At 59.8% G+C, this 22,929-nt stretch carries 18 protein-coding genes; all 18 read left to right on the top strand.

All coding sequences use genetic code 11. The features are described 5' to 3' along the window. The first annotated feature begins 21 nt into the window (after positions 1–21). The 18 genes from AC1DIG_RS14305 to AC1DIG_RS14220 all read left to right on the top strand — a co-directional run bounded on the left by AC1DIG_RS14305 (position 22) and on the right by AC1DIG_RS14220 (position 22,782). Positions 22–594, top strand: a complete 573-nt coding sequence (locus tag AC1DIG_RS14305; RefSeq protein WP_477767819.1) for a HutD/Ves family protein — start codon at positions 22–24, stop codon at positions 592–594. A gap of 476 nt (positions 595–1,070) precedes the next feature. Next, positions 1,071–2,759: a urocanate hydratase gene (gene hutU, locus AC1DIG_RS14300; RefSeq protein WP_123423981.1), complete on the top strand. Its 1,689-nt coding sequence runs from the start codon at positions 1,071–1,073 to the stop codon at positions 2,757–2,759. Between the two features lie 172 nt (positions 2,760–2,931). Then, positions 2,932–4,398 carry a purine-cytosine permease family protein gene (locus tag AC1DIG_RS14295; RefSeq protein ID WP_477767818.1) on the top strand — a complete coding sequence of 489 codons (1,467 nt, stop codon included), beginning with the start codon at positions 2,932–2,934 and terminating at the stop codon, positions 4,396–4,398. A 170-nt stretch (positions 4,399–4,568) separates the two neighbouring features. Continuing rightward, positions 4,569–5,420, top strand: coding sequence for an ABC transporter permease (locus AC1DIG_RS14290; RefSeq protein ID WP_019691334.1), 852 nt, complete (start codon positions 4,569–4,571; stop codon positions 5,418–5,420). After that, positions 5,417–6,241: a quaternary amine ABC transporter ATP-binding protein gene (locus AC1DIG_RS14285; protein ID WP_477767817.1), complete on the top strand. Its 825-nt coding sequence runs from the start codon at positions 5,417–5,419 to the stop codon at positions 6,239–6,241. Before AC1DIG_RS14290 ends, AC1DIG_RS14285 begins: the two co-directional genes overlap by 4 nt. 218 nt (positions 6,242–6,459) lie before the next feature. After that, complete coding sequence (gene hutH, locus AC1DIG_RS14280) at positions 6,460–7,992, top strand: histidine ammonia-lyase (RefSeq protein WP_019691336.1); 1,533 nt, start codon at positions 6,460–6,462, stop codon at positions 7,990–7,992. Between the two features lie 108 nt (positions 7,993–8,100). After that, positions 8,101–9,507, top strand: coding sequence for an amino acid permease (locus AC1DIG_RS14275; protein WP_477767816.1), 1,407 nt, complete (start codon positions 8,101–8,103; stop codon positions 9,505–9,507). Positions 9,508–9,523: 16 nt separating this feature from the next. Then, positions 9,524–10,729: an imidazolonepropionase gene (gene hutI, locus AC1DIG_RS14270; protein ID WP_477767815.1), complete on the top strand. Its 1,206-nt coding sequence runs from the start codon at positions 9,524–9,526 to the stop codon at positions 10,727–10,729. 10 nt (positions 10,730–10,739) lie between these two features. After that, positions 10,740–11,543 carry an N-formylglutamate deformylase gene (gene hutG, locus AC1DIG_RS14265; protein WP_477767814.1) on the top strand — a complete coding sequence of 268 codons (804 nt, stop codon included), beginning with the start codon at positions 10,740–10,742 and terminating at the stop codon, positions 11,541–11,543. A gap of 230 nt (positions 11,544–11,773) precedes the next feature. Further along, positions 11,774–12,724: a choline ABC transporter substrate-binding protein gene (locus AC1DIG_RS14260; RefSeq protein ID WP_477767813.1), complete on the top strand. Its 951-nt coding sequence runs from the start codon at positions 11,774–11,776 to the stop codon at positions 12,722–12,724. A 15-nt stretch (positions 12,725–12,739) separates the two neighbouring features. After that, positions 12,740–13,675 carry an alpha/beta hydrolase gene (locus tag AC1DIG_RS14255; RefSeq protein ID WP_477767812.1) on the top strand — a complete coding sequence of 312 codons (936 nt, stop codon included), beginning with the start codon at positions 12,740–12,742 and terminating at the stop codon, positions 13,673–13,675. 104 nt (positions 13,676–13,779) lie between these two features. Beyond that, positions 13,780–14,751 carry a prolyl aminopeptidase gene (gene pip / locus AC1DIG_RS14250; protein ID WP_477767811.1) on the top strand — a complete coding sequence of 324 codons (972 nt, stop codon included), beginning with the start codon at positions 13,780–13,782 and terminating at the stop codon, positions 14,749–14,751. Further along, entirely contained in the window at positions 14,748–15,185 is a 438-nt protein-coding gene (dtd, locus tag AC1DIG_RS14245; protein WP_477767810.1) for a D-aminoacyl-tRNA deacylase, read from the top strand. The genes pip and dtd overlap by 4 nt, the downstream gene beginning before the upstream one ends. Before the next feature lie 277 nt (positions 15,186–15,462). Then, positions 15,463–17,238 carry a glucan biosynthesis protein G gene (locus AC1DIG_RS14240; RefSeq protein WP_477767809.1) on the top strand — a complete coding sequence of 592 codons (1,776 nt, stop codon included), beginning with the start codon at positions 15,463–15,465 and terminating at the stop codon, positions 17,236–17,238. Next, positions 17,231–19,801: a glucans biosynthesis glucosyltransferase MdoH gene (gene mdoH / locus AC1DIG_RS14235; RefSeq protein ID WP_477767808.1), complete on the top strand. Its 2,571-nt coding sequence runs from the start codon at positions 17,231–17,233 to the stop codon at positions 19,799–19,801. Before AC1DIG_RS14240 ends, mdoH begins: the two co-directional genes overlap by 8 nt. 330 nt (positions 19,802–20,131) lie before the next feature. Beyond that, a complete protein-coding gene (locus tag AC1DIG_RS14230; RefSeq protein ID WP_477767807.1) occupies positions 20,132–20,929 on the top strand; it encodes a transporter substrate-binding domain-containing protein in 798 nt (265 codons plus the stop codon). A gap of 166 nt (positions 20,930–21,095) precedes the next feature. Beyond that, positions 21,096–22,055: an amino acid ABC transporter permease gene (locus tag AC1DIG_RS14225; RefSeq protein WP_103317078.1), complete on the top strand. Its 960-nt coding sequence runs from the start codon at positions 21,096–21,098 to the stop codon at positions 22,053–22,055. Next, entirely contained in the window at positions 22,048–22,782 is a 735-nt protein-coding gene (locus AC1DIG_RS14220; RefSeq protein WP_054595201.1) for an amino acid ABC transporter ATP-binding protein, read from the top strand. The genes AC1DIG_RS14225 and AC1DIG_RS14220 overlap by 8 nt, the downstream gene beginning before the upstream one ends. Positions 22,783–22,929 lie beyond the last annotated feature (147 nt).

The following is a 22,929-nucleotide window of genomic DNA, read 5'->3' as shown; positions in this document are numbered from 1 at the left end:
TATAAATAATAAGAGGCCCGAATGAGTCAGTTGAACGTTTTGCGCGCGGCGAATTATCCGCGCATGCCGTGGAAAAACGGCGGCGGCAGCACTGAAGAAATCACCCGCGATGCAGGCACCGGCCTGGATGGCTTTGGCTGGCGCCTGTCGATTGCCGATATCGGTGAGTCGGGCGGGTTCTCGACCTTTGCAGGCTACGAGCGGGTCATCACCGTGCTGCAGGGCGAAGGCATGACCTTGACGGTCGATGGCCAGAACACGCGACCACTGTTACCGCTGGACCCGTTTGCGTTCAGTGGCGAAAGCCATGTTTCGTGCACGCTGCTTGGCGGTGCGATCCGCGACTTCAACCTGATTTATGCGCCGAATCGCTACCAGGCGCGGTTGCAGTGGCTGAAGGGCGAGCAACGGTTTTTCAGTTCGACCGGAACGCTGCTGGTTTTCAGCGTGGCTGATGCACTTGAAGTTCGAATCGATGGCAATGCGGCCCATGCACTGGGTCGTCATGATTGCCTGCAACTGAACGGTAACACCGGGCTGCTGGATGTTTCCGTCAACGGCCAGTGCTGCGTGATTGAACTGACAGCGCTCTGATCCAACACCTACTCTGATCGTTCCCACGCTCCAGCGTGGGAATGCATCCCGTGACGCTCTGCGTCACAAAGCGGACGCGGAGCGTCCGTGGCAGCGTTACCACGCAGAGCGTGGGAACGATCATCCTCGCCGTTTCCCTGCGCGCACCAATTTGTTACCGAACGCCCCAGTGTGGCGCAAAGCCGTGCTCAGGTAACAACTGTCACTCCTCGAAAAAATCCTTCCCCAAAAAATATCGACAGCCGCAGAACCCTTGTCCCAAGGGCTTTTCAGCCAGATTCAGCACTTTGTTAAAGCGCCATCCAGAAAGTTGGCCGCTTGATTGCATATGCTTGTATGTACAAGTAAAGACGTATGTGTATGAGTCACGAAGACTCGACCATCGTCCACTGATTCGCCGGTGTGCACCGTTTGCACATTGGCTTGCTCGCCCACTGCCTGGGCTGGTTTGGATTGATTGCTGAGGAGTTTTTTTCGTGACTGACAATACCCAGAAACCAACGAAATATCGTGACGTTGAAATCCGTGCTGCCCGCGGCAACAAGCTGACCGCCAAAAGCTGGCTGACCGAAGCGCCGCTGCGCATGCTGATGAACAACCTCGACCCGGAAGTGGCCGAGAACCCTAAAGAACTGGTGGTTTACGGCGGTATCGGTCGCGCGGCACGTAACTGGGAATGCTACGACAAGATCGTCGAGAGCCTGACCAACCTGAATGACGACGAAACCCTGCTGGTGCAATCCGGCAAGCCGGTCGGCGTATTCAAGACCCACAGCAACGCCCCGCGCGTACTGATCGCCAACTCCAACCTGGTGCCACACTGGGCGAGCTGGGAACACTTCAACGAACTCGACGCCAAAGGCCTGGCCATGTACGGCCAGATGACTGCCGGCAGCTGGATCTACATCGGCAGCCAGGGCATCGTTCAGGGCACCTACGAAACTTTCGTTGAAGCCGGTCGCCAACACTACAACGACAACCTCACCGGTCGCTGGGTCCTGACCGCAGGTCTGGGCGGCATGGGCGGCGCTCAACCACTGGCCGCTACCCTGGCCGGCGCGTGCTCGCTGAACATTGAATGCCAACAAGTGAGCATCGATTTCCGTCTGAAAAGCCGTTATGTCGACGAGCAGGCCAAAGACCTCGACGACGCGCTGGCGCGCATCGCCAAATACACCAAAGAAGGCAAAGCGATTTCCATCGCCCTGCTGGGTAACGCGGCAGAAATTCTGCCGGAATTGGTCCGTCGCGGTGTGCGTCCGGACATGGTCACCGACCAGACCAGCGCCCACGATCCGCTCAACGGTTACCTGCCAGCCGGTTGGACCTGGGAAGAGTACCGCGCTCGCGCCAAGACCGAGCCGGCTGCTGTGATCAAAGCCGCCAAGCAATCGATGGCCGTGCACGTCAAAGCGATGCTCGACTTCCAGAAGCAAGGCATCCCGACTTTCGACTACGGCAACAACATCCGTCAGATGGCGCAAGAAGAAGGCGTCGAAAACGCATTCGACTTCCCAGGCTTCGTACCGGCTTACATCCGTCCGCTGTTCTGCCGTGGTATCGGTCCGTTCCGTTGGGCTGCACTGTCGGGCAACGCTGAGGACATCTACAAAACCGACGCCAAGGTCAAAGAGCTGATCCCGGACGACGCCCACCTGCACAACTGGCTGGACATGGCGCGCGAGCGCATCAGCTTCCAGGGTCTGCCGGCACGTATCTGCTGGGTGGGCCTGGGTCTGCGCGCCAAGCTCGGTCTGGCATTCAACGAAATGGTCCGCAGCGGCGAGCTGTCGGCGCCGATCGTGATCGGCCGCGACCACCTGGACTCCGGTTCGGTGTCGAGCCCTAACCGCGAAACCGAGTCCATGCAGGACGGTTCCGATGCCGTGTCCGACTGGCCACTGCTCAACGCCCTGCTGAACACCGCGAGCGGCGCGACCTGGGTTTCCCTGCACCACGGCGGCGGCGTCGGCATGGGCTTCTCCCAGCACTCGGGCATGGTGATTGTCTGCGACGGTACTGACGAAGCGGCCGAGCGTATCGCTCGCGTGCTGCACAACGACCCGGCCACCGGCGTTATGCGTCACGCCGATGCCGGTTACCAGATCGCTATCGACTGTGCCAAGGAGCAGGGTCTGAACCTGCCGATGATCACCGGTAAATAACGCAACACCTGTAGGCGCAGGAGCTTTTGGTGGGAGCGAGCTTGCTCGCGATGAGGCCAGCACATTCAACATCTTTGTTGACTGACAAACCGCTATCGCGAGCAAGCTCGCTCCCACTAAAGCCGACACCCCAACACCAGGTATACCCATAACAATCCACAGAGGTTGACCCATGGCTAACGATGATCGTGCACGCAGTAAACCGTTGATCGAGAAACGTTCGATCGACTACATCCCGGAAGCGGAAAGACACGGTCGTCTATTGAGTCAGTTCACTCTGTGGTTGGGTGCCAACCTGCAAATCACTGCGATTGTGACGGGTGCTTTGGCAGTGGTACTGGGCGGGGATGTGTTCTGGTCGTTGATCGGTTTGCTGATCGGCCAATTGCTCGGCGGTGGCGTCATGGCGCTGCACGCCGCCCAAGGCCCGCAGCTCGGCTTGCCACAAATGATCTCCAGCCGCGTGCAGTTTGGCGTGTATGGAGCGGTGATTCCGCTGGTGCTGGTGTGCCTGATGTACATCGGCTTCTCGGCCAGCGGCTCCTTGCTGGCGGGGCAGGCGGTAGCGCAGTTGCTGCACGTCGAAGACTGGGTCGGTATCACCCTGTTCGCAGGCTCGATCATGGTCTTCACCATCTTTGGCTATCGGGTGATCCACGGCATCGGCCGGGTCGCCAGTGTGCTGGGCGTGGTGGCGTTCATCTACCTGTTCTACAAACTGCTGGCCGGTAACGACATTGGCGCGTTGCTGGGCAACAAGCATTTCTCGGTGGCGAGTTTCCTGTTGGCGGTGTCGCTGTCGGCGTCCTGGCAGATTGCGTTCGGCCCTTATGTGGCGGACTACTCGCGTTACCTGCCGCGCAGCACCTCTGCGTCGAAAACCTTCTGGGCCGTTGGCCTGGGTTCGGTGATCGGTGCACAGGCGTCGATGGTCTTCGGCGTGTTCGCCGCAGCCCTGGCCGGTTCGCAGTTCGCTCACCACGAGGTGTCGTTCATTGTCAGCCTGGGTGGTACCGGGATTGTCGCGGCGCTGCTGTACTTCGCCGTGGCTTTCGGCAAAGTCACCGTGACCACGTTGAACGCCTACGGCAGCTTCATGTCGATCGCGACGATCATCAGTGGCTTCCGTGGCAGCCGCCACATTGGAAGCGGTGTGCGCCTGCTGTACATCTTCATCATGGTGTCGCTTGCCGCTGCTCTGGCATTGCTTGGCAAGGACTCGTTCCTCAAGGAATTCTCCGCGTTCATCCTGTTCCTGCTGGCGTTCTTCACGCCGTGGAGCGCGATCAACCTGGTGGACTTCTACTGCATCACCAAAGAACGCTATGACATTCCGGCACTGTCCAACCCCGAGGGTCGCTACGGTCGCTGGAACATCATGGGCATCAGCATTTACGTGTTCGGCGTGTTGATTCAAATGCCGTTCATTTCCACCCACTTCTACACCGGCCCTCTGGTCGCGAGCCTCGGTGATACCGACATCTCGTGGATCATCGGTCTGGTGGTCCCGGCAGCGATGTACTACGTCGCCGCCAAGAAGTGGCATAGCGCGGTACCCGATCGCCTGATACTGCCGGTTGAGCAGGGCGACGCGGTAAAAGTGAAAACAAGTGGGACGGATCGCGTTGCAGCAATCTGACTGGACGAAACTGGCGAAGATCTTCGTGAAGGCACATCCTGAGATCTGGCAGTTGCGGGTTACCACCGACGCTGCCAGGAAAATCAACGCGGAACTGTAGGCAGATACCTCCCGGCTAACCGAGAGGCTGGCCGGGACGTTCGCTACATCCACTTGATTGAGAGTCTCTTATGTTTCCCGAAAGCTTCACCTTTTCCATCGCCGACCGGGTCAACGTTTGGGTTGATTCGCTGGTCGTCAACTACGGGGATGTGTTCCGCCACATCTCCGACACCTTGCTCTGGGCCATCGTCAACCTCGAAGGCCTGCTGCGTGCGGCGCCGTGGTGGTTGATGCTGGTGATCGTTGCCGGCATTGCCTGGCACGCAACCCGTAAGCTGGTGACGACGGCGGTGATCGTTGGTTTGCTGTTCCTGGTGGGCGCTGTCGGCCTCTGGGAAAAGCTCATGCAAACGCTGGCACTGATGCTGGTGGCGACGGTTATTTCGGTGCTGATCGGCATTCCGTTGGGCATTCTGTCGGCGCGCAGCAATCGCCTGCGTTCAGTGCTGATGCCGCTGCTCGACATCATGCAAACCATGCCCAGCTTCGTGTACCTGATTCCGGTGCTGATGCTATTCGGTCTGGGCAAGGTCCCGGCGATTTTCGCCACCGTGATCTACGCCGTACCGCCGCTGATTCGCCTGACCGATCTGGGCATTCGCCAGGTCGATCGCGAAGTCATGGAAGCGATCAATGCCTTCGGTGCCAACCGCTGGCAGCAACTGTTCGGCGTGCAACTGCCGCTGGCGCTGCCGAGCATCATGGCCGGGATCAACCAGACCACCATGATGGCCCTGTCGATGGTGGTGATCGCCTCGATGATTGGTGCCCGTGGCCTGGGTGAAGACGTGCTGGTGGGGATCCAGACCCTCAACGTCGGACGTGGTCTTGAAGCCGGTCTGGCGATCGTGATTCTGGCAGTGGTCATTGACCGCATTACCCAAGCCTACGGTCGTCCACGGCATGAGGTGAGCCAATGAGCAATGCCGCCAAGATCGAAGTCAAAAACGTTTTCAAGATTTTCGGTGACCGTTCGACCGACGCGCTGAACATGATCCGACAGAACAAGAGCAAGGATCAGGTACTGGCCGAGACCGGCTGTGTGATTGGCGTGAATGATCTGTCACTGAGCATCGCTACCGGCGAGATATTCGTGATCATGGGCCTGTCGGGTTCCGGCAAGTCGACACTGGTGCGGCACATAAACCGTCTGATCGACCCGACCAGCGGCGTGATCCTGGTGGACGGCGTGGACATCCTGCAATACGACATGGAAGCCCTGCGCGAATTTCGTCGGCACAAGATCAGCATGGTGTTCCAGAGCTTCGGCCTGTTACCCCACAAGAACGTACTGGACAACGTCGCCTACGGTTTGAAAGTGCGAGGTGAAAGCAAGCAACTGTGCGCCGAGCGCGCGCAACACTGGATCAACACCGTGGGCCTACAAGGCTACGAAAACAAATACCCGCATCAGTTGTCCGGCGGTATGCGTCAGCGTGTGGGCCTGGCCCGTGCTTTGGCTGCGGACACCGACATCATCCTGATGGATGAAGCCTTCAGTGCCCTCGACCCGCTGATTCGCGCCGAGATGCAGGACCAGTTGCTCGAACTGCAACAGACGCTGCACAAGACCATCGTGTTCATCACCCATGACCTCGATGAAGCCGTGCGCATTGGCAACCGGATTGCGATTCTCAAGGATGGGCAGTTGATTCAGGTCGGCACGCCGAAAGAGATCCTTCACTCGCCGGCCGATGAATACGTCGACCGATTTGTCCAGCGTCGCGCTGCGACGGTTTAAGAGAACTGCCATGCCCCAGACCGAATTGAATTTGAAAGACCCGATACTGCTGTAAACCGTGTTACCGAAGCTGTACTGATTTCTACAAAAGCCAGCGTGCCAAGGCGCCACCCCCCTCAAAAAAGCGGGAAGCGACGGACAACGGAATCATCCGGAGCGACTGGTTAGTTAACGCTCTTAATATAAAGAGCATAAAAACTCTCAAAAGGAGACTGATTATGACTGCCCTGAACCTTATCCCTGGCCAACTGAGCCTTGCCCAACTGCGTGCTGTTTATCAGCAACCGGTTAACGTGCGCCTCGACGACAGTGCATCGGCCCAGATCGAAGCCAGTGTTGCCTGCGTGGAACAGATCCTCGTGGAAAACCGCACGGCCTATGGCATCAACACCGGTTTCGGCCTGCTGGCTTCGACCCGCATTGCCAGCGAAGACCTGGAAAACCTCCAGCGCTCGCTGGTGTTGTCTCACGCTGCCGGTGTGGGCGAGCCGATCAGCGACGCTTTGGTACGTCTGATCATGGTGCTCAAGGTCAACAGCCTGAGCCGTGGTTTCTCCGGCATTCGCCGGGTGGTGATCGACGCGCTGATCGCTTTGATCAACGCCGAGGTTTACCCGCACATTCCATTGAAAGGTTCGGTCGGTGCTTCCGGTGACCTGGCGCCTCTGGCCCACATGTCGCTGGTTCTGCTGGGCGAAGGCAAGGCCCGCTACAAAGGCCAATGGCTGCAAGCGACCGAAGCACTGGAAGTGGCTGGTCTCAAGCCGCTGACCCTGGCGGCCAAAGAAGGTCTGGCGCTGCTCAACGGTACTCAGGTATCCACCGCCTACGCACTGCGTGGCCTGTTCGAAGGCGAAGACCTGTTCGCTGGCGCCCTGGCCCTTGGCGGTCTGACCGTTGAAGCGGTGCTGGGCTCGCGCTCGCCATTCGACGCTCGCATCCATGCTGCCCGTGGTCAAAAAGGCCAGATCGACGCTGCTGCCGCTTACCGCGACCTGCTGGGTGAGCGCAGCGAAGTTTCCGATTCGCACGAGAACTGCGAAAAGGTTCAGGACCCGTACTCGCTGCGCTGCCAGCCGCAAGTCATGGGCGCCTGCCTGACTCAGTTCCGTCAGGCCGCTGAAGTGCTGGCGATCGAAGCCAACGCCGTATCGGATAACCCATTGGTATTTGCTGCTGAAGGTGACGTGATCTCCGGCGGTAACTTCCACGCCGAACCGGTTGCCATGGCTGCCGACAACATGGCCCTGGCCATCGCTGAAATCGGTTCCCTGAGCGAGCGTCGCATCTCGCTGATGATGGACAAGCACATGTCGCAACTGCCGCCGTTCCTGGTGGCCAACGGTGGCGTGAACTCCGGCTTCATGATCGCCCAGGTGACTGCGGCGGCTCTGGCCAGCGAAAACAAGGCACTGGCGCATCCGCATTCTGTCGACAGCCTGCCGACGTCCGCCAACCAGGAAGACCACGTTTCCATGGCCCCGGCCGCTGGCAAGCGTCTGTGGGAAATGGCTGAAAACACTCGCGGTGTTCTGGCTGTCGAGTGGCTGGCTGCCTGCCAGGGTCTGGACCTGCGTGATGGTCTGAAGACTTCGTCGAAACTGGAAAAAGCTCGCAGCACCCTGCGCGCCAAAGTACCGTTCTACGAGAAGGACCGTTTCTTTGCTCCGGACATCAACGCCGCGAGCGAACTGCTGGCTTCGCGCTGCCTGAATGAGCTGGTGATGGCGAAGTTGCTGCCTAGCTTGTAATGGCCCCATCGCGAGCAAGCTCGCTCCCACAAGGATTACGCTGAACCTGTGGGAGCGAGCTTGCTCGCGATTCGATTTTGCGTCGATAAGAACAACTAAGGACGAGAAATGCAAAAGCCAGCAAACGGCTTGAAACGCGGGCTATCTGCCCGACATATTCGCTTCATGGCACTGGGGTCGGCGATCGGCACCGGGCTGTTTTACGGTTCTGCCTCGGCCATCCAGATGGCCGGTCCTGCGGTGCTGCTTGCGTACCTGATCGGTGGCGCAGCGGTGTTCATGGTCATGCGCGCCCTCGGCGAGATGGCCGTGCACAACCCGGTCGCAGGTTCTTTCGGTCAATACGCCAGCACCTACCTGGGACCGATGGCAGGTTTCATCCTCGGTTGGACGTACGCATTCGAAATGGTCATCGTCGGCATGGCCGACGTCACTGCGTTCGGTATTTACATGGGCTTCTGGTTCCCGGAGGTCTCTCGCTGGATTTGGGTGTTGGGCGTCGTTTCCATCGTCGGCGGCTTGAACCTGTGCAACGTCAAAGTCTTCGGTGAAATGGAGTTCTGGCTGTCGCTACTCAAGGTCGCTGCCATCGTTGCGATGATCCTCGGGGGCTTCGGCGTCATGCTGTTCGGTATCAGCACGGCCCCTGGCCAAGTGACCGACATCAGCAACCTCTGGACCCAAGGCGGCTTCATGCCCAATGGCATGGGCGGTCTGATCGCTTCGTTCGCAGTGGTGATGTTTGCGTTTGGCGGTATTGAAATCATCGGCGTCACCGCAGGTGAGGCCAAAGACCCGCAGCACGTGCTGCCTCGTGCAATCAACGCCGTACCGTTGCGGATTCTGCTGTTCTACGTGCTGACGATGCTGGTGCTGATGTCGATCTTTCCTTGGCAGCAGATCGGTAGCCAGGGCAGCCCGTTCGTGCAGATCTTCGATAAGCTGGGGATCAGCTCGGCGGCCACCATCCTTAATATTGTGGTGATTACGGCGGCGATTTCGGCGATCAACAGTGACATCTTCGGCGCTGGCCGCATGATGTTCGGTCTGGCCCAGCAAGGGCACGCACCGAAGGGCTTCGCCCGTCTGTCGCGCAATGGCGTGCCATGGATGACCGTGGTGGTGATGAGCGTTGCGCTGCTGCTGGGCGTATTGCTGAACTACCTGATCCCGGAAAACGTCTTTCTGCTGATCGCGTCCATTGCGACCTTTGCTACCGTCTGGGTCTGGCTGATGATTCTGTTCACTCAGGTGGCGATGCGTCGCTCCATGACGCCTGAGCAAGTGGCGCAGCTGAAATTCCCGGTACCGTTCTGGCCATATGCGCCGATGGCGGCGATTGCCTTCATGCTGTTTGTCTTCGGCGTGCTGGGTTATTTCCCGGATACCCAAGCGGCGCTGATCGTCGGCGTGGTCTGGATCGTGTTGCTGGTGCTGGCCTATCTGACGTGGGTCAAACCGGCGGCAGGGCAGGCGGCCCTGGTCGCGCGTGATCCTTCTTTTTCTCATCGATAACTAACGGAGGCCTCGGATGAAAACTCTCTGGCAACACTGCCACGTTGCAAGCATGGCGCAGGGCACTTACTCGATCATCGAGGATGCCGCCATCGTGACGTCAGGAGCGCACATTGAGTGGATCGGCCCACGTAGCGAGCTGCCATCCGGCGAATACCCCGAGGTCCATGACCTCGCGGGGGCCTGGGTCACCCCGGGCCTGATCGACTGCCACACCCACACGGTGTTCGGCGGCAACCGCAGCGGCGAGTTCGAGCAACGCCTGCAAGGCGTGAGCTACGCAGAAATCGCCGCGGCTGGTGGTGGCATTGCCAGCACCGTGCGCGCCACGCGTGCGGCGACCGAGGACGAGCTGTTCGCCAGTGCGAAGAAACGTCTGAAAAGCTTGCTGCGTGATGGCGTGACCAGTATCGAGATGAAATCCGGTTATGGCCTCGACCTCGCCAGCGAGCGGAAGATCCTGCGGGTGATCCGTCGCCTCGGCGCCGAACTGCCGGTCAGTGTGCGCAGTACCTGCCTGGCTGCTCACGCCTTGCCGCCAGAATACGCCGACCGCGCCGACGACTATATCGATCATATCTGTAGCGAAATGCTGCCGGCACTGGCCGCCGAAGGCCTGGTGGATGCAGTGGATGCGTTCTGCGAATACCTGGCGTTTTCGCCAGCGCAGGTCGAGCGGGTGTTCGTCACGGCGCAGCAACTTGGTTTGCCGGTGAAGCTGCATGCCGAGCAACTGTCGTCCTTGCACGGTTCCAGCCTGGCGGCGCGTTATCACGCGCTGTCAGCCGACCATCTGGAGTTCATGACCGAAGAGGACGCTATCGCCATGGCGGCCTCCGGCACGGTTGCCGTGTTGCTGCCAGGAGCCTTCTACTTCCTGCGGGAAACCCAGTTGCCACCGATGGATGCCTTGCGCAAGCACGGGGTGAAAATCGCCATTGCCAGCGACCTCAACCCTGGCACCTCGCCAGCGTTGTCGGTTCGGTTGATGTTGAACATGGCCTGTACCTGTTTCCGCATGACCCCGGAAGAGGCGCTGGCCGGCGCGACCATTCACGCCGCCAAGGCATTGGGCATGGAGCAAACCCATGGTTCGCTCGAAGTCGGCAAAGTCGCTGACTTCGTGGCCTGGCAGATCGATCGTCCAGCCGACCTGTCGTACTGGTTGGGCGGTGACCTGGAAAAACGCGTCGTGCGTCACGGCGTCGAAGTCGAGTTATAGGAGAGCAGTTGTGGATAAGGTTCTGAACTTCAAACAAGGCCGGGTGCCGTTGCTGATCAGCATGCCTCACGCTGGTGTGCGTCTGACGCCTGCGGTTGAAGCCGGTTTGATCCCTGAGGCACAAAGCCTGCCGGACACTGACTGGCATATTCCCACGCTCTACGAATTTGCCGCCGAGCTGGGCGCCAGCACCCTGGCCGCCGAGTATTCGCGGTTCGTCATCGACCTCAACCGTCCGTCCGATGACAAGCCGTTGTATGTCGGCGCGACGACGGGCCTGTACCCGGCGACATTGTTCGACGGCGTGCCGTTGTTCCGCGAAGGGCTGGAGCCGTCTGCACAGGAGCGTGCGACGTACCTGGAGAAAGTCTGGACGCCGTACCACAGCACCCTGCAGCAAGAGCTGGCGCGGCTGAAGGCCGAGTTCGGTTATGCGCTGTTGTTCGATGCGCATTCGATCCGTTCGGTGATCCCGCACCTGTTCGACGGCAAGCTGCCGGACTTCAACCTCGGCACGTTCAACGGCGCCAGTTGTGATCCACAGCTGGCCAGCCAGCTGGAAGCCATCTGCGCTCGGCACACGGATTACAGCCATGTGCTCAACGGGCGTTTCAAGGGCGGCCACATCACCCGTCATTACGGCAATCCGGCCGAAAACATCCATGCGGTGCAGCTGGAACTGGGGCAGTGCACTTACATGGAAGAGGTCGAACCGTTCCGCTATCGGCCCGATCTGGCGGCGCCGACGCAAGTGGTGCTCAAGGAGTTGCTGGAAGGGTTGTTGGCCTGGGGGCAGAAACACTACGGCGCATAACCCTGTGGGAGCGAGCTTGCTCGCGATGAGGCCATCGCATTCAACATTGTTGTTGTCTGTCAGACCGCCATCGCGAGCAAGCTCGCTCCCACAGGTTGGCGGTCAGTCGCCACTGTGCAAGACACAGTCGCCTCAGGGCGTTTTTGTCGCTCAGACGCTGAGTAACGTTGTGGGCACGGTGCACGAAGACACCGGGCCCACAATAACCAGCTGCCGAGCGAGCCTTCCCGATGAAACGACTGTTCAACCGCTGTCTGTTAATCCTTACCGGCACCGCACTCCTGAGCGCCAACACCTTTGCCAGCGAACCGGCGTCCTGCCAATCCGTGCGTATGGGCGTGGTCAACTGGACCGACGTGATCGCCACCAGTGGCATGGCCGATGTCTTGCTCAACGGGCTTGGCTACGAAAGCAAGCAAACCAGCGCCGTGCAGCAAATCATCTTCGCCGGCATCCGCGACAAACGCCTGGATATCTTCCTCGGTTACTGGAAACCCGCGATGGACAAGAACATCGCGCCGTTCATCGCTGCCAATCAGCTCAAGGTCATGGACAAGCCCAGCTTGTCTGACGCCCAGGCGACCCTCGCAGTGCCTGACTATGTCGCGGCCGCGGGCCTGAAAACCTTCGGCGATATCGCCAGATTCAAAGACCAACTGGGTGCCAAGATCTACGGCATCGAGCCGGGAAGCGGCGCCAACACCACGATCAAAACCATGATCGAGACCAATCACTTCGGTCTCAAGGACTTCAAGCTGATCGAATCCGGCGAAGCCGGCATGCTTGCCGCCGTGCAGCGGGCAGTCAATCGCAAGGAGTTCGTGGTGTTCGTCGGCTGGACCCCGCATCCGATGAACATCAACATGAAGATCAACTACCTGACCGGCAGCGAGGATGTGTACGGACCTAACGAAGGAGCGGCGACGGTCTCGACCGTGACTGCTCCGGATTATGCCCAGCGTTGCCCGAACGTGAACCGTCTGTTGGAAAACCTGACGTTCACCGCCGCTCAGGAAAGCCAGTTGATGGTGCCGATCATGGAGCGCAAGACCGCACAGGAAGTTGCCCGCCAATGGCTGCGTGACCATCCCGAGGATCTTCAGCGCTGGTTGGCGGGTGTCAGCAGTTTCGATGGCAAGAAGGATGGCGTGGCGGCGGTACAAGCCAGCCTGAAGCTCTGAGCCGTCGAGAACCTTATGGCTGATTATCCGATCTCTGCGCAGCTCTCGGCATTTGTCGAGAGAACCCTCAGCTTCAACAGTCCCGACAGCAACCTGGACGGGCAGCGACAGGCTTACAGTCAAATGTGCCGGGCATTTACCCCGGCCCGCCCGGACGGGCTGGAGGTCGCCGACTTTACGCTGGAAAGCGTTCGTGTCCGGTCTTACCAGCCAGCGGTTGCACCGTCGGATTCGGGTTGGCCGTGTATCCTTTATCTGCACGGCGGTGGCTGGGTGGTGGGGGATCTGGACTCGCACGACTTCATCTGCACCGAGTTGTCGGCGGTTTTGGGGGTGCTGGTGATTGCTGTCGATTACCGACTGGCACCGGAGCATCCATTTCCGGCGGCGTTCGATGACTGCCTGGGCGTCTGGCGGGCGCTGTGCGCGGGGGCGAGCCCGTTTGCGCTGGACGCGACGCGGATGCTGGTGGCCGGTGACAGCGCCGGCGGCAATCTTGCCGCCGCGTTGTGCCTGGCATTGCGTGACCGGGGCGAGCGCTTGCCCTGCGCACAAGTCTTGATTTACCCAGGGCTGGGCGGTGACGCCAGTCTTTCATCGCGCAGCGAATGTGCCGACGCGCCGCTACTCAGCAGCAGCGACCTGGACTGCTATCACGCGTTGTATTTGAGCGGTACGCGGCAGCCGTCGGCCTACGCCATGCCATTGCTCGCCGATGATTTCAGCGGTTTGCCAGCGACGATGATCGCCGTCGCGCAGTTCGACCCGCTGCGCGACGACGGCGTCAGTTATGCCCGACGACTTGAAGCCGCAGGGGGCGAGGTCAACCTGTATTTGGGCAAAGGGTTGATTCACGGGTGTTTGCGGGGCCGGGGCGAGGTCGCGGAAGTGGATCTGCTCTATGAAAACCTGTTGGCGTATTTGCATCGGTTTCTTGTAAGCGAAGTCTGATTTTTTGCGGGCATGCTCATTCACGTAATTCGGGTTTATGATGCCGGACGGCAGAATAATTGAAGTCCCCCCAGGGATGAACTCGACCCCTTACGGAGCGCGCAATGCAGACTTTGTACCCGCAGATCAAACCCTACGCCCGGCACGATCTGGCCGTCGATGAAATACACACGCTGTACGTCGACGAAAGCGGTTCACCGGAAGGTTTGCCGGTGGTGTTCATTCACGGTGGCCCGGGGGCCGGTTGTGATGCGCAGAGTCGGCGCTACTTCGATCCGAACCTGTACCGCATCGTTACCTTCGATCAGCGCGGCTGCGGTCGTTCCACCCCGCACGCCAACCTCGAAAACAACACCACCTGGGATCTGGTCGCCGACCTTGAGCGGATTCGCCAGCACCTGGGGATCGACAAATGGGTGCTGTTCGGCGGCTCCTGGGGTTCGACCCTGGCCCTGGCCTACGCACAAACCCACCCGGAGCGTGTGCACGGTCTGATCCTGCGCGGGATCTTTCTCTGCCGCCCTCAGGAAATCGAATGGTTCTACCAGGCCGGCGCCAGCCGTCTGTTCCCGGATTACTGGCAGGACTACATCGCGCCGATCCCGCTGGACGAGCGCGACGACCTGCTCAGCGCATTCCACAAACGCCTGATCGGCAACGATCAGATTGCCCAGATGCACGCAGCCAAGGCCTGGTCGACCTGGGAAGGCCGCACGGCTACCTTGCGTCCGAACCCGATGGTGGTCGACCGCTTCTCCGAGCCGCAGCGCGCGCTGTCGATTGCCCGGATCGAATGCCACTACTTCACCAACAATGCGTTCCTCGAGCCCAACCAGCTGATTCGCGACATGGGCAAGATCGCCCATTTGCCTGGCGTCATCGTCCACGGCCGTTACGATGTGATCTGCCCGCTGGATAATGCCTGGGAACTGCATCAGGCCTGGCCGAACAGCGAACTGCAGGTGATCCGCGATGCCGGACACGCGGCGTCCGAGCCGGGTATCACCGATGCATTGGTGCGTGCGGCCAGCCAGATGGCCCGGCGTTTGCTTGATCTGCCGCCTGAAGAAGCATGAAGGGCCTGTTACAACGCGTGCGAAGTGCACGCGTCGAAGTGGCGGGGGAGGTTGTTGGCGCTGTAGACCAGGGTTTGCTGGTGCTGGTGGCGGTCGAGCCGCAAGACACTCGGGCCAGCGCTGACAAACTTCTGCATAAGCTGCTTAACTATCGGGTATTCAGTGACGCCGAGGGCAAGATGAATCTGTCCTTGGCTGATGTCGGCGGTGGTTTGTTGTTGGTCTCGCAGTTCACCCTGGCCGCCGATACCAAAAATGGTTTGCGTCCGAGCTTTTCTACCGCGGCCCCGCCGGCCCTGGGAGAAGAGCTTTTTGGCTATATATTAGCCAAAGCGCAGCAGTTACATGGCAAAGTGGCATCAGGTAGATTTGGCGCAGACATGCAGGTGCATCTGGTCAATGATGGCCCGGTAACCTTCCTGTTACAGACCTGAAGGCGCTTGAAACATCTTTTCAGGCGTGTTTCGGTCGAAAACAGGGGTTTTTCGCGATAAATACTTTGTTACCCCTGATGCGTTGTAACGCGGCCTACTAGATAATCCCGCGCTACGGGGATCAGCGTTCGTTGGCCCATTTTTGACTTAGGTAGAGACTTGTCCGCAACCGTTTGGGGAATCATTTAGCCCCATCGGAGTCGGAACAATGCTCGCCAACCTGGCATATAGATAGCTGGCCGTTGGTTTTTTGATCTGTTTTCGGCGAGGGTTGCTCGTGATTGTTAGTCCCTGTAATGCACCAAAATTGTCTGCCAAACGGTTACGAAACGCACTGGTGACGGGCTCTGCTTTGCTTTGCCTGCTCAGCGCTGGCCAGCTTTGGGCATTCAATCTGGATGATGTGTCGGCCAAGGCAAAAGAGCTGGCCGGGCAGAAATACGAAGCTCCGCGCAGCAATCTGCCGAACGAATTCCGTGAGATGAAATTCGCGGACTATCAGAAAATTCGTTTCCTGACTGAAAAAGCCGAATGGGCCGACCAGAAAACCCCGTTCAAGCTGTCGTTCTATCACCAGGGCATGCACTTCGACACGCCGGTGAAAATCAACGAAATCACCGCCAACAACGTTGAAGAGATCAAGTACGACCCGAGTCGTTTCGATTTCGGCGACGTGAAGTTCGATCCTAAATCCACCGAAAAGCTGGGTTATGCGGGCTTCCGTGTGCTGTACCCGATCAACAAGGCCGACAAGCAAGACGAAATCATGACCATGCTCGGCGCGAGTTACTTCCGCGTCGTCGGCAAAGGCCACACCTATGGCCTGTCCGCCCGTGGCCTGGCGATCGACACTGCGCTGCCGTCCGGTGAAGAGTTCCCGCGCTTTACCGAGTTCTGGATCGAGCAACCCAAGCCGACCGACAAGCACCTGGTGATCTACGCCCTGCTGGACTCGCCGCGTGCCACCGGCGCCTACCGCCTGACCCTGCGTCCGGGCAGCGACACCATTGTCGACGTCAAGGCGCAGATGTTCCTGCGTGACAAGGTCAGCAAACTGGGCATCGCGCCACTGACCAGCATGTTCCTGTTCGGCGCCAACCAGCCGTCGAAAGTGCTCAACTACCGTCGCGAACTGCACGACTCCAGCGGTCTGTCGATCCATGCCGGCAATGGCGAGTGGATCTGGCGCCCGTTGAACAACCCGAAACACCTGGCTGTCAGCAACTTTTCGGTTGAGAACCCGCGTGGTTTCGGCCTGCTGCAGCGTGGTCGTGATTTCAGCCACTACGAAGACCTCGATGACCGTTACGACAAGCGCCCAAGCGCCTGGATCGAGCCACAGGGCGACTGGGGCAAAGGTACTGTCGACCTCGTAGAGATTCCGACCGCCGATGAAACCAACGACAACATCGTTGCCTTCTGGAGCCCGGAAAAGCTGCCTGAGCCTGGTCAGCCACTGGACTTCGCTTATCGTTTGCACTGGACCATCGACGAAGCTGCCCTGCATTCGGCAGACAGCGCCTGGGTTCAACAGACTCTGCGTTCCACCGGTGACGTGAAACAGTCCAACCTGATTCGTCAGCCAGATGGCAGCGTTGCCTACCTGGTGGACTTCACAGGCCCGTCCCTCAAGGCACTGCCGGAAGATGCACCCGTTCGCAGCCAGGTCAGCGTTGGCGACAACGCCGAAGTGGTCGAGAACAGCGTGCGCTACAACCCTGAGACCCAGGGCTGGCGCCTGACCCTGCGCATGAAGATCAAGGACCCAAGCAAATCCACGGAGATGCGTGCTGCGCTGGTCAAGGAAATCGTCGCCCCTGAGCCGGCGAAGGTTTCGCTGCCGAACGCCAATTCTTCCATTGCCAAGGCCGACAAGATCGCCGCCAAGCAACTCGAGAAGAAAGAAAAGGAATCCAAGGAAGCGAAAGACAAAGACGCCAAGCAGCCTGCCGCTGCCGAAGCAGCCCCTGCCACACCTCCTGCCCCGGATGCAGCCAAGACTGAACAAGTGCTGACCGAGACCTGGAGCTACCAGTTGCCAGCCGATGAGTAATTCCCAAGTACAGCCAGAAACTCTCAACGAGTATCTGGCGCACCTGCCAATGACCGATGAGCAGCGCGCAGAACTTGCGGGCTGCACATCTTTCAGCGAACTGCATGAGCGCCTGTCGTCGAAGACCTTCGACGCACCAGGCGAAGCGAACCAGGCTTCGGTCGGTCGCCGGCTGACCCTCAACTCCGCCGAGGAGCTGGAGGAGGCCGAGATGTTGGCGCTCGACGCCAGCGGTCGGGTGTGCCTGAAGGCAACCCCGCCGATTCGTCGGACCAAGGTCGTGCCCGAGCCATGGCGTACCAATATCCTGGTGCGTGGCTGGCGGCGCCTGACCGGTCGCACCAACCCTCCGGCACCGCCGAAGGATGAGCGCGTGCTGCCGGCGGCTCGCTGGCGCACTGTCGGTTCGATCCGCCGCTACATCCTGCTGGTGTTGATGCTGGGCCAGACCATCGTTGCGGGCTGGTACATGAAAGGCATCATGCCGTACCAGGGCTGGTCGTTCGTCGACCTCAACGAAGTCCTGCACCAACCGCTGCTGCAGACCGCCACGCAAGTGCTGCCCTATGCCTTGCAAACCAGCATCCTGATTCTGTTCGGGATTCTGTTCTGCTGGGTGTCGGCCGGTTTCTGGACCGCACTGATGGGCTTCCTCGAGTTGCTCACCGGGCACGACAAGTACCGCATTTCCGGCGCCAGCGCCGGCAACGAGCCGATTCCCAAGGACGCTCGCACTGCATTGGTGATGCCGATCTGCAACGAAGACGTGCCGCGGGTGTTCGCCGGTTTGCGTGCGACCTTCGAATCGGTCGCGGCCACCGGTGACCTGGATCGCTTCGACTTCTTTGTCCTCAGTGACAGTAACGACACCGATATCTGCGTTGCCGAGCAGCAAGCCTGGCTGGACGTCTGCCGCGAAGCCAAGGGCTTTGGCAAGATCTTCTATCGCCGTCGTCGCCGTCGTGTGAAACGCAAGAGCGGCAACCTCGACGACTTCTGCCGTCGTTGGGGCGGTGATTACAAATACATGGTCGTACTCGACGCCGACAGCGTGATGAGTGGCGAATGCCTGACCAGTCTGGTGCGCTTGATGGAAGCCACGCCGGACGCCGGGATCATTCAGACCGCGCCACGTGCCTCGGGCATGGACACGCTGTATGCGCGCATGCAGCAGTTCGCCACGCGGGTATACGGTCCGCTGTTCACCGCCGGCCTGCACTTCTGGCAGTTGGGCGAATCCCACTACTGGGGCCACAACGCAATCATCCGCATGAAGCCGTTCATCGAGCACTGCGCCCTGGCGCCGTTGCCCGGTAAAGGCGCTTTTGCGGGGGCGATCCTTTCCCACGACTTCGTTGAAGCTGCGCTGATGCGCCGTGCCGGCTGGGGCGTGTGGATTGCTTACGACCTGCCCGGTAGCTACGAAGAACTGCCGCCGAACCTGCTCGACGAGCTCAAGCGTGACCGTCGCTGGTGCCACGGTAACCTGATGAACTTCCGGCTGTTCCTGGTCAAGGGCATGCACCCGGTGCACCGTGCGGTGTTCCTGACCGGCGTGATGTCTTACCTGTCGGCACCGCTGTGGTTCTTCTTCCTGGTGCTGTCGACGGCGCTGCTGGCGGTCAACACGCTGATGGAGCCGCAGTACTTCATGGAGCCGCGACAGCTGTATCCGCTGTGGCCACAATGGCACCCGGACAAGGCCGTTGCGCTGTTCTCGACGACCATCGTGCTGCTGTTCCTTCCGAAGTTGCTGAGCATCATCCTGATCTGGGCCAAGGGCGCGAAAGAGTTCGGCGGCAAGTTCAAGGTGACTCTGTCGATGCTGCTGGAGATGCTGTTCTCCATGCTGCTGGCGCCGGTGCGGATGATCTTCCACACCCGTTTCGTACTCGCCGCGTTCCTCGGCTGGGCGGCAACCTGGAACTCGCCACAACGTGACGACGATTCCACACCGTGGAGCGAAGCGGTGCGCCGTCATGGTCCGCAAACCTTGCTGGGCTTTTTCTGGGCCTTGCTCGTGGTCTGGCTGAACCCGAGTTTCCTCTGGTGGCTGGTACCGATCGTCGGTTCGTTGATGCTGTCGATCCCGGTGTCGGTGATCTCCAGCCGCGTGAAGCTGGGCCTCAAGTCCCGTGACGAAAGTCTGTTCCTGATCCCTGAGGAATACGCCCCGCCGCAGGCCTTGCTGGCAACCGATCAGTACACCCACGAAAACCGTTGGCACGCACTGAACGACGGCTTCATCCGCGCCGTGGTCGATCCACAGCAGAATGCCCTGGCGTGCGCGCTGGCGACTTCGCGTCACGGTCTGGCCGAGCCAATCGAGTGGCTGCGTATCGAACGGGTTCGTCATGCACTGAAAGCCGGCCCTGCCGGGTTGAACAACCATGAGCGTCTGCAACTGCTGAGCGACCCGGTGGCACTGGGTCGCCTGCATGAGCAGGTCTGGAGCGAAGGTCACGTCGAGTGGCTGGATGCCTGGCGAGCGTCGGTGAAAGCCGATCCTCACGCACCGCTGTTACCGCTCAGACCGCTGAGCGCACAGGCACAACCGGCCTGATGAAAAAGCCCCGCTTCTGAAAAGATGCGGGGCTTTTTCTTGGCCCATTGATCGTTCCAACGCTCTGCGTGGGAATGCATCCAGTGACGCTCTGCGTCACGCTTACGAAGGGACGCGGAGCGTCCCGGGCGGCATTCCCACGCTGGAGCATGGGAACGATCATCGGTAAAACAACAAATCCCCTTCCACCCCCTTGTACAAACGGACGAGTGCGTTAGCATCGCCACCCTCTTTGGTGCGCCCGGACAACTTTTTGTCCGTATCTGTCGGTTTTCAAAGGAAAATCGGCTTTTTGCGCGCCTGACAACACAATGGGTAGGGGAGTTGATGATGAAGAAGTATCTCTCGAGGCTGCTGCTCGGCGTCACGGCACTGGTTGCCGTCAACGCGGCGCACGCCGGCGCCATCGACGACGCAGTCAAGCGCGGCACGCTGAAAGTCGGCATGGACCCGACCTACATGCCGTTTGAAATGACCAACAAGCGCGGCGAGATCATCGGCTTCGAAGTCGACATCCTCAAAGCCATGGCCAAGGCCATGGGCGTCAAGCTGGAGATGGTCTCCACCGGCTACGACGGGATCATCCCGGCGCTGATGACCGACAAGTTCGACATGATCGGCAGCGGCATGACCCTGACCCAGGAACGCAACCTGCGCCTGAATTTCAGCGATCCGTTCATTGTGGTCGGCCAGACATTGCTGATCCGCAAGGAGCTGGAAGGCACCATCACCTCCTACAAAGACCTGAACACCGCTGACTACCGCATCACCTCCAAGCTCGGTACTACCGGCGAAATGGTCGCGAAGAAGCTGATCTCCAAAGCCAAGTACCACGGTTATGACAACGAGCAGGAAGCTGTGCTCGATGTGGTCAACGGCAAGGCTGACGCCTTCATCTACGACGCGCCTTACAACGTCGTGGCGGTGAACAAGGTCGGCAACGGCAAACTGGTGTTCCTCGACAAGCCGTTCACCTACGAGCCGCTGGCCTTTGGTCTGAAGAAGGGTGACTACGACAGCATCAACTTCATCAACAACTTCCTGCACCAGATCCACGAAGACGGCACCTACGATCGCATCCATGACAAGTGGTTCAAAGACTCCGCCTGGCTCAAGGACATGGAGTAACACCTGACAGGCGGCCTCAGTCAGATAGACCGCGCCGCCCCATTCGCGAGCAAGCCCGCTCCCACAGTAGACCGAGTCGCTAGCTAAGCACGCGATCCAATGTGGGAGCGGGCTTGCTCGCGAAGACGGCCTCACTGGCGACATAGAATTCGGAATTTGCTGACAGATGAAACAGAAAAAAGCCCAATGGCCCTGGCACGTGTTGACCGTGCTGGTGCTGATCGGCATGGCTGGCGCGTTGTACTACGCCACCTCGCTGATGTCTTACGAATGGCGCTGGAACCGTGTGCCGCAGTATTTCGCCTATCAGGCCGAAGAAACCCAGCGTGCTGCTGACATTTCCACCGTCAGCGAGCTGGTGCGCACTGGCAATAAGGCCGAAGTGACCCTGCGCAATGACGCCGGGGTCGAACAGCTGCTGAGCGTTGATGACAACAGCCTGCAAGTGGCCCGTGGCGACGACGTGGCGGAAGGCGATGTGGTTGGCGTGACCCGGCATTGGGCGGCAGGACCGCTGTTGTGGGGCCTGTGGACAACGTTGTGGCTGTCGCTGGTGTCGGGCGTGCTCGGGCTGTTGATCGGCCTGGCGACCGGCCTCTGCCGGCTGTCGAACAACCCGACCCTGCGCGATCTGTCGACCGTCTACATCGAGCTGGTGCGCGGCACGCCGCTGCTGGTGCAGATCTTTATTTTCTACTTCTTTATCGGCACGGTGCTCAATCTGTCCCGCGAATTTGCCGGGATCGCCGCACTGTCGCTGTTCACTGGCGCTTATGTGGCCGAGATCATTCGTTCTGGCGTGCAGTCGATTGCCCGCGGGCAGAACGAAGCCGCCCGTTCGCTGGGCTTGAGCGCTGGCCAGTCGATGCGCCACGTAGTGTTGCCGCAAGCGTTCAAGCGCGTGCTGCCACCGTTGGCCGGGCAATTCATCAGTCTGGTCAAGGACACCTCGCTGGTGTCGGTGATCGCCATCACCGAGCTGCTCAAGAGTGGCCGTGAAGTCATCACCACCTCGTTCTCGCCGTTCGAAATCCTGTTTTGCGTGGCGGGCCTGTACTTGTTGATCAACCTGCCGCTGTCGAAAATCGCCAGCCGGCTTGAACGGAGGCTCGCGCAAAGTGATTGAAGTCCGCGATCTGGTAAAAGTCTTCGACACGCGCGGTCAAGTGGTCCGCGCGGTGGATAACGTCACCACTCGAGTGGCCAAGGGCGAAGTGCTGGTGGTGATCGGCCCGTCGGGCTCCGGCAAGTCGACCTTTCTGCGCTGCCTGAACGGGCTGGAAGCGTTCGACTCGGGCTCGGTGAGCATTGACGGTCTGCAACTGGCGGACCCGAAAACCGACGTCAACGCTTACCGCCGTGAAGTCGGCATGGTGTTCCAGCACTTCAACCTGTTCCCGCATATGACCGTGTTGGAGAACCTCTGCCTGGCGCAGAAAGTCGTGCGCAAGCGCGGCAAGCAGGAGCGCGAGGCCAAGGCCCTGGCCTTGCTGGAAAAGGTCGGCATCGCGCAGAAGGCCCACGAGTTTCCGTCGCGCCTCTCTGGCGGTCAGCAACAGCGCGTGGCGATTGCCCGAGCGCTGGCCATGGAGCCGAAGGTCATGTTGTTCGATGAGCCGACGTCGGCGCTGGACCCGGAAATGGTCGGCGAAGTGCTGGACGTGATGAAGACCCTGGCCGTGGAAGGCATGACCATGGTCTGCGTGACTCACGAAATGGGATTTGCACGGGAAGTGGCGGATCGGGTGTTGTTCTTCGATCACGGCAAACTGCTGGAGGATGCCTCGCCGGCCGAGTTCTTCGATGCGCCGAAGGACCCGCGGGCGCAGGCGTTTTTGCGGCAGGTTCTATAACCTCGTCGCCTGTCGAATCGCCTTCGCGAGCAAGCCCGCTCCCACACTGGATCTCGGTCAAACACAAAAAGTGCTTTCGCCGAAAATCTAATGTGGGAGCGGGCTTGCTCGCGAAAGCATCGCCTCAGTCCCAAGCGAACCGAGGCA

It is taken from the genome of Pseudomonas sp. 05N431 (assembly GCF_056397005.1).
Note: the sequence above shows the minus strand (reverse complement) of the source record. Positions and strands in the feature narration are given on the sequence as shown.

What these genes read in the sequence shown, in the direction of transcription:
- pip (WP_477767811.1), top strand. Translation starts at nt 13,780, where the DNA reads ATGCAGACTTTGTACCCGCAGATCAAACCCTACGCCCGGCACGATCTG.
- hutI (WP_477767815.1), top strand. Translation starts at nt 9,524, where the DNA reads ATGAAAACTCTCTGGCAACACTGCCACGTTGCAAGCATGGCGCAGGGC.
- dtd (WP_477767810.1), top strand. Translation starts at nt 14,748, where the DNA reads ATGAAGGGCCTGTTACAACGCGTGCGAAGTGCACGCGTCGAAGTGGCG.
- AC1DIG_RS14275 (WP_477767816.1), top strand. Translation starts at nt 8,101, where the DNA reads ATGCAAAAGCCAGCAAACGGCTTGAAACGCGGGCTATCTGCCCGACAT.
- AC1DIG_RS14225 (WP_103317078.1), top strand. Translation starts at nt 21,096, where the DNA reads ATGAAACAGAAAAAAGCCCAATGGCCCTGGCACGTGTTGACCGTGCTG.
- mdoH (WP_477767808.1), top strand. Translation starts at nt 17,231, where the DNA reads ATGAGTAATTCCCAAGTACAGCCAGAAACTCTCAACGAGTATCTGGCG.
- AC1DIG_RS14285 (WP_477767817.1), top strand. Translation starts at nt 5,417, where the DNA reads ATGAGCAATGCCGCCAAGATCGAAGTCAAAAACGTTTTCAAGATTTTC.
- hutH (WP_019691336.1), top strand. Translation starts at nt 6,460, where the DNA reads ATGACTGCCCTGAACCTTATCCCTGGCCAACTGAGCCTTGCCCAACTG.
- AC1DIG_RS14290 (WP_019691334.1), top strand. Translation starts at nt 4,569, where the DNA reads ATGTTTCCCGAAAGCTTCACCTTTTCCATCGCCGACCGGGTCAACGTT.
- AC1DIG_RS14230 (WP_477767807.1), top strand. Translation starts at nt 20,132, where the DNA reads ATGAAGAAGTATCTCTCGAGGCTGCTGCTCGGCGTCACGGCACTGGTT.
- AC1DIG_RS14295 (WP_477767818.1), top strand. Translation starts at nt 2,932, where the DNA reads ATGGCTAACGATGATCGTGCACGCAGTAAACCGTTGATCGAGAAACGT.
- AC1DIG_RS14255 (WP_477767812.1), top strand. Translation starts at nt 12,740, where the DNA reads ATGGCTGATTATCCGATCTCTGCGCAGCTCTCGGCATTTGTCGAGAGA.
- AC1DIG_RS14260 (WP_477767813.1), top strand. Translation starts at nt 11,774, where the DNA reads ATGAAACGACTGTTCAACCGCTGTCTGTTAATCCTTACCGGCACCGCA.
- AC1DIG_RS14305 (WP_477767819.1), top strand. Translation starts at nt 22, where the DNA reads ATGAGTCAGTTGAACGTTTTGCGCGCGGCGAATTATCCGCGCATGCCG.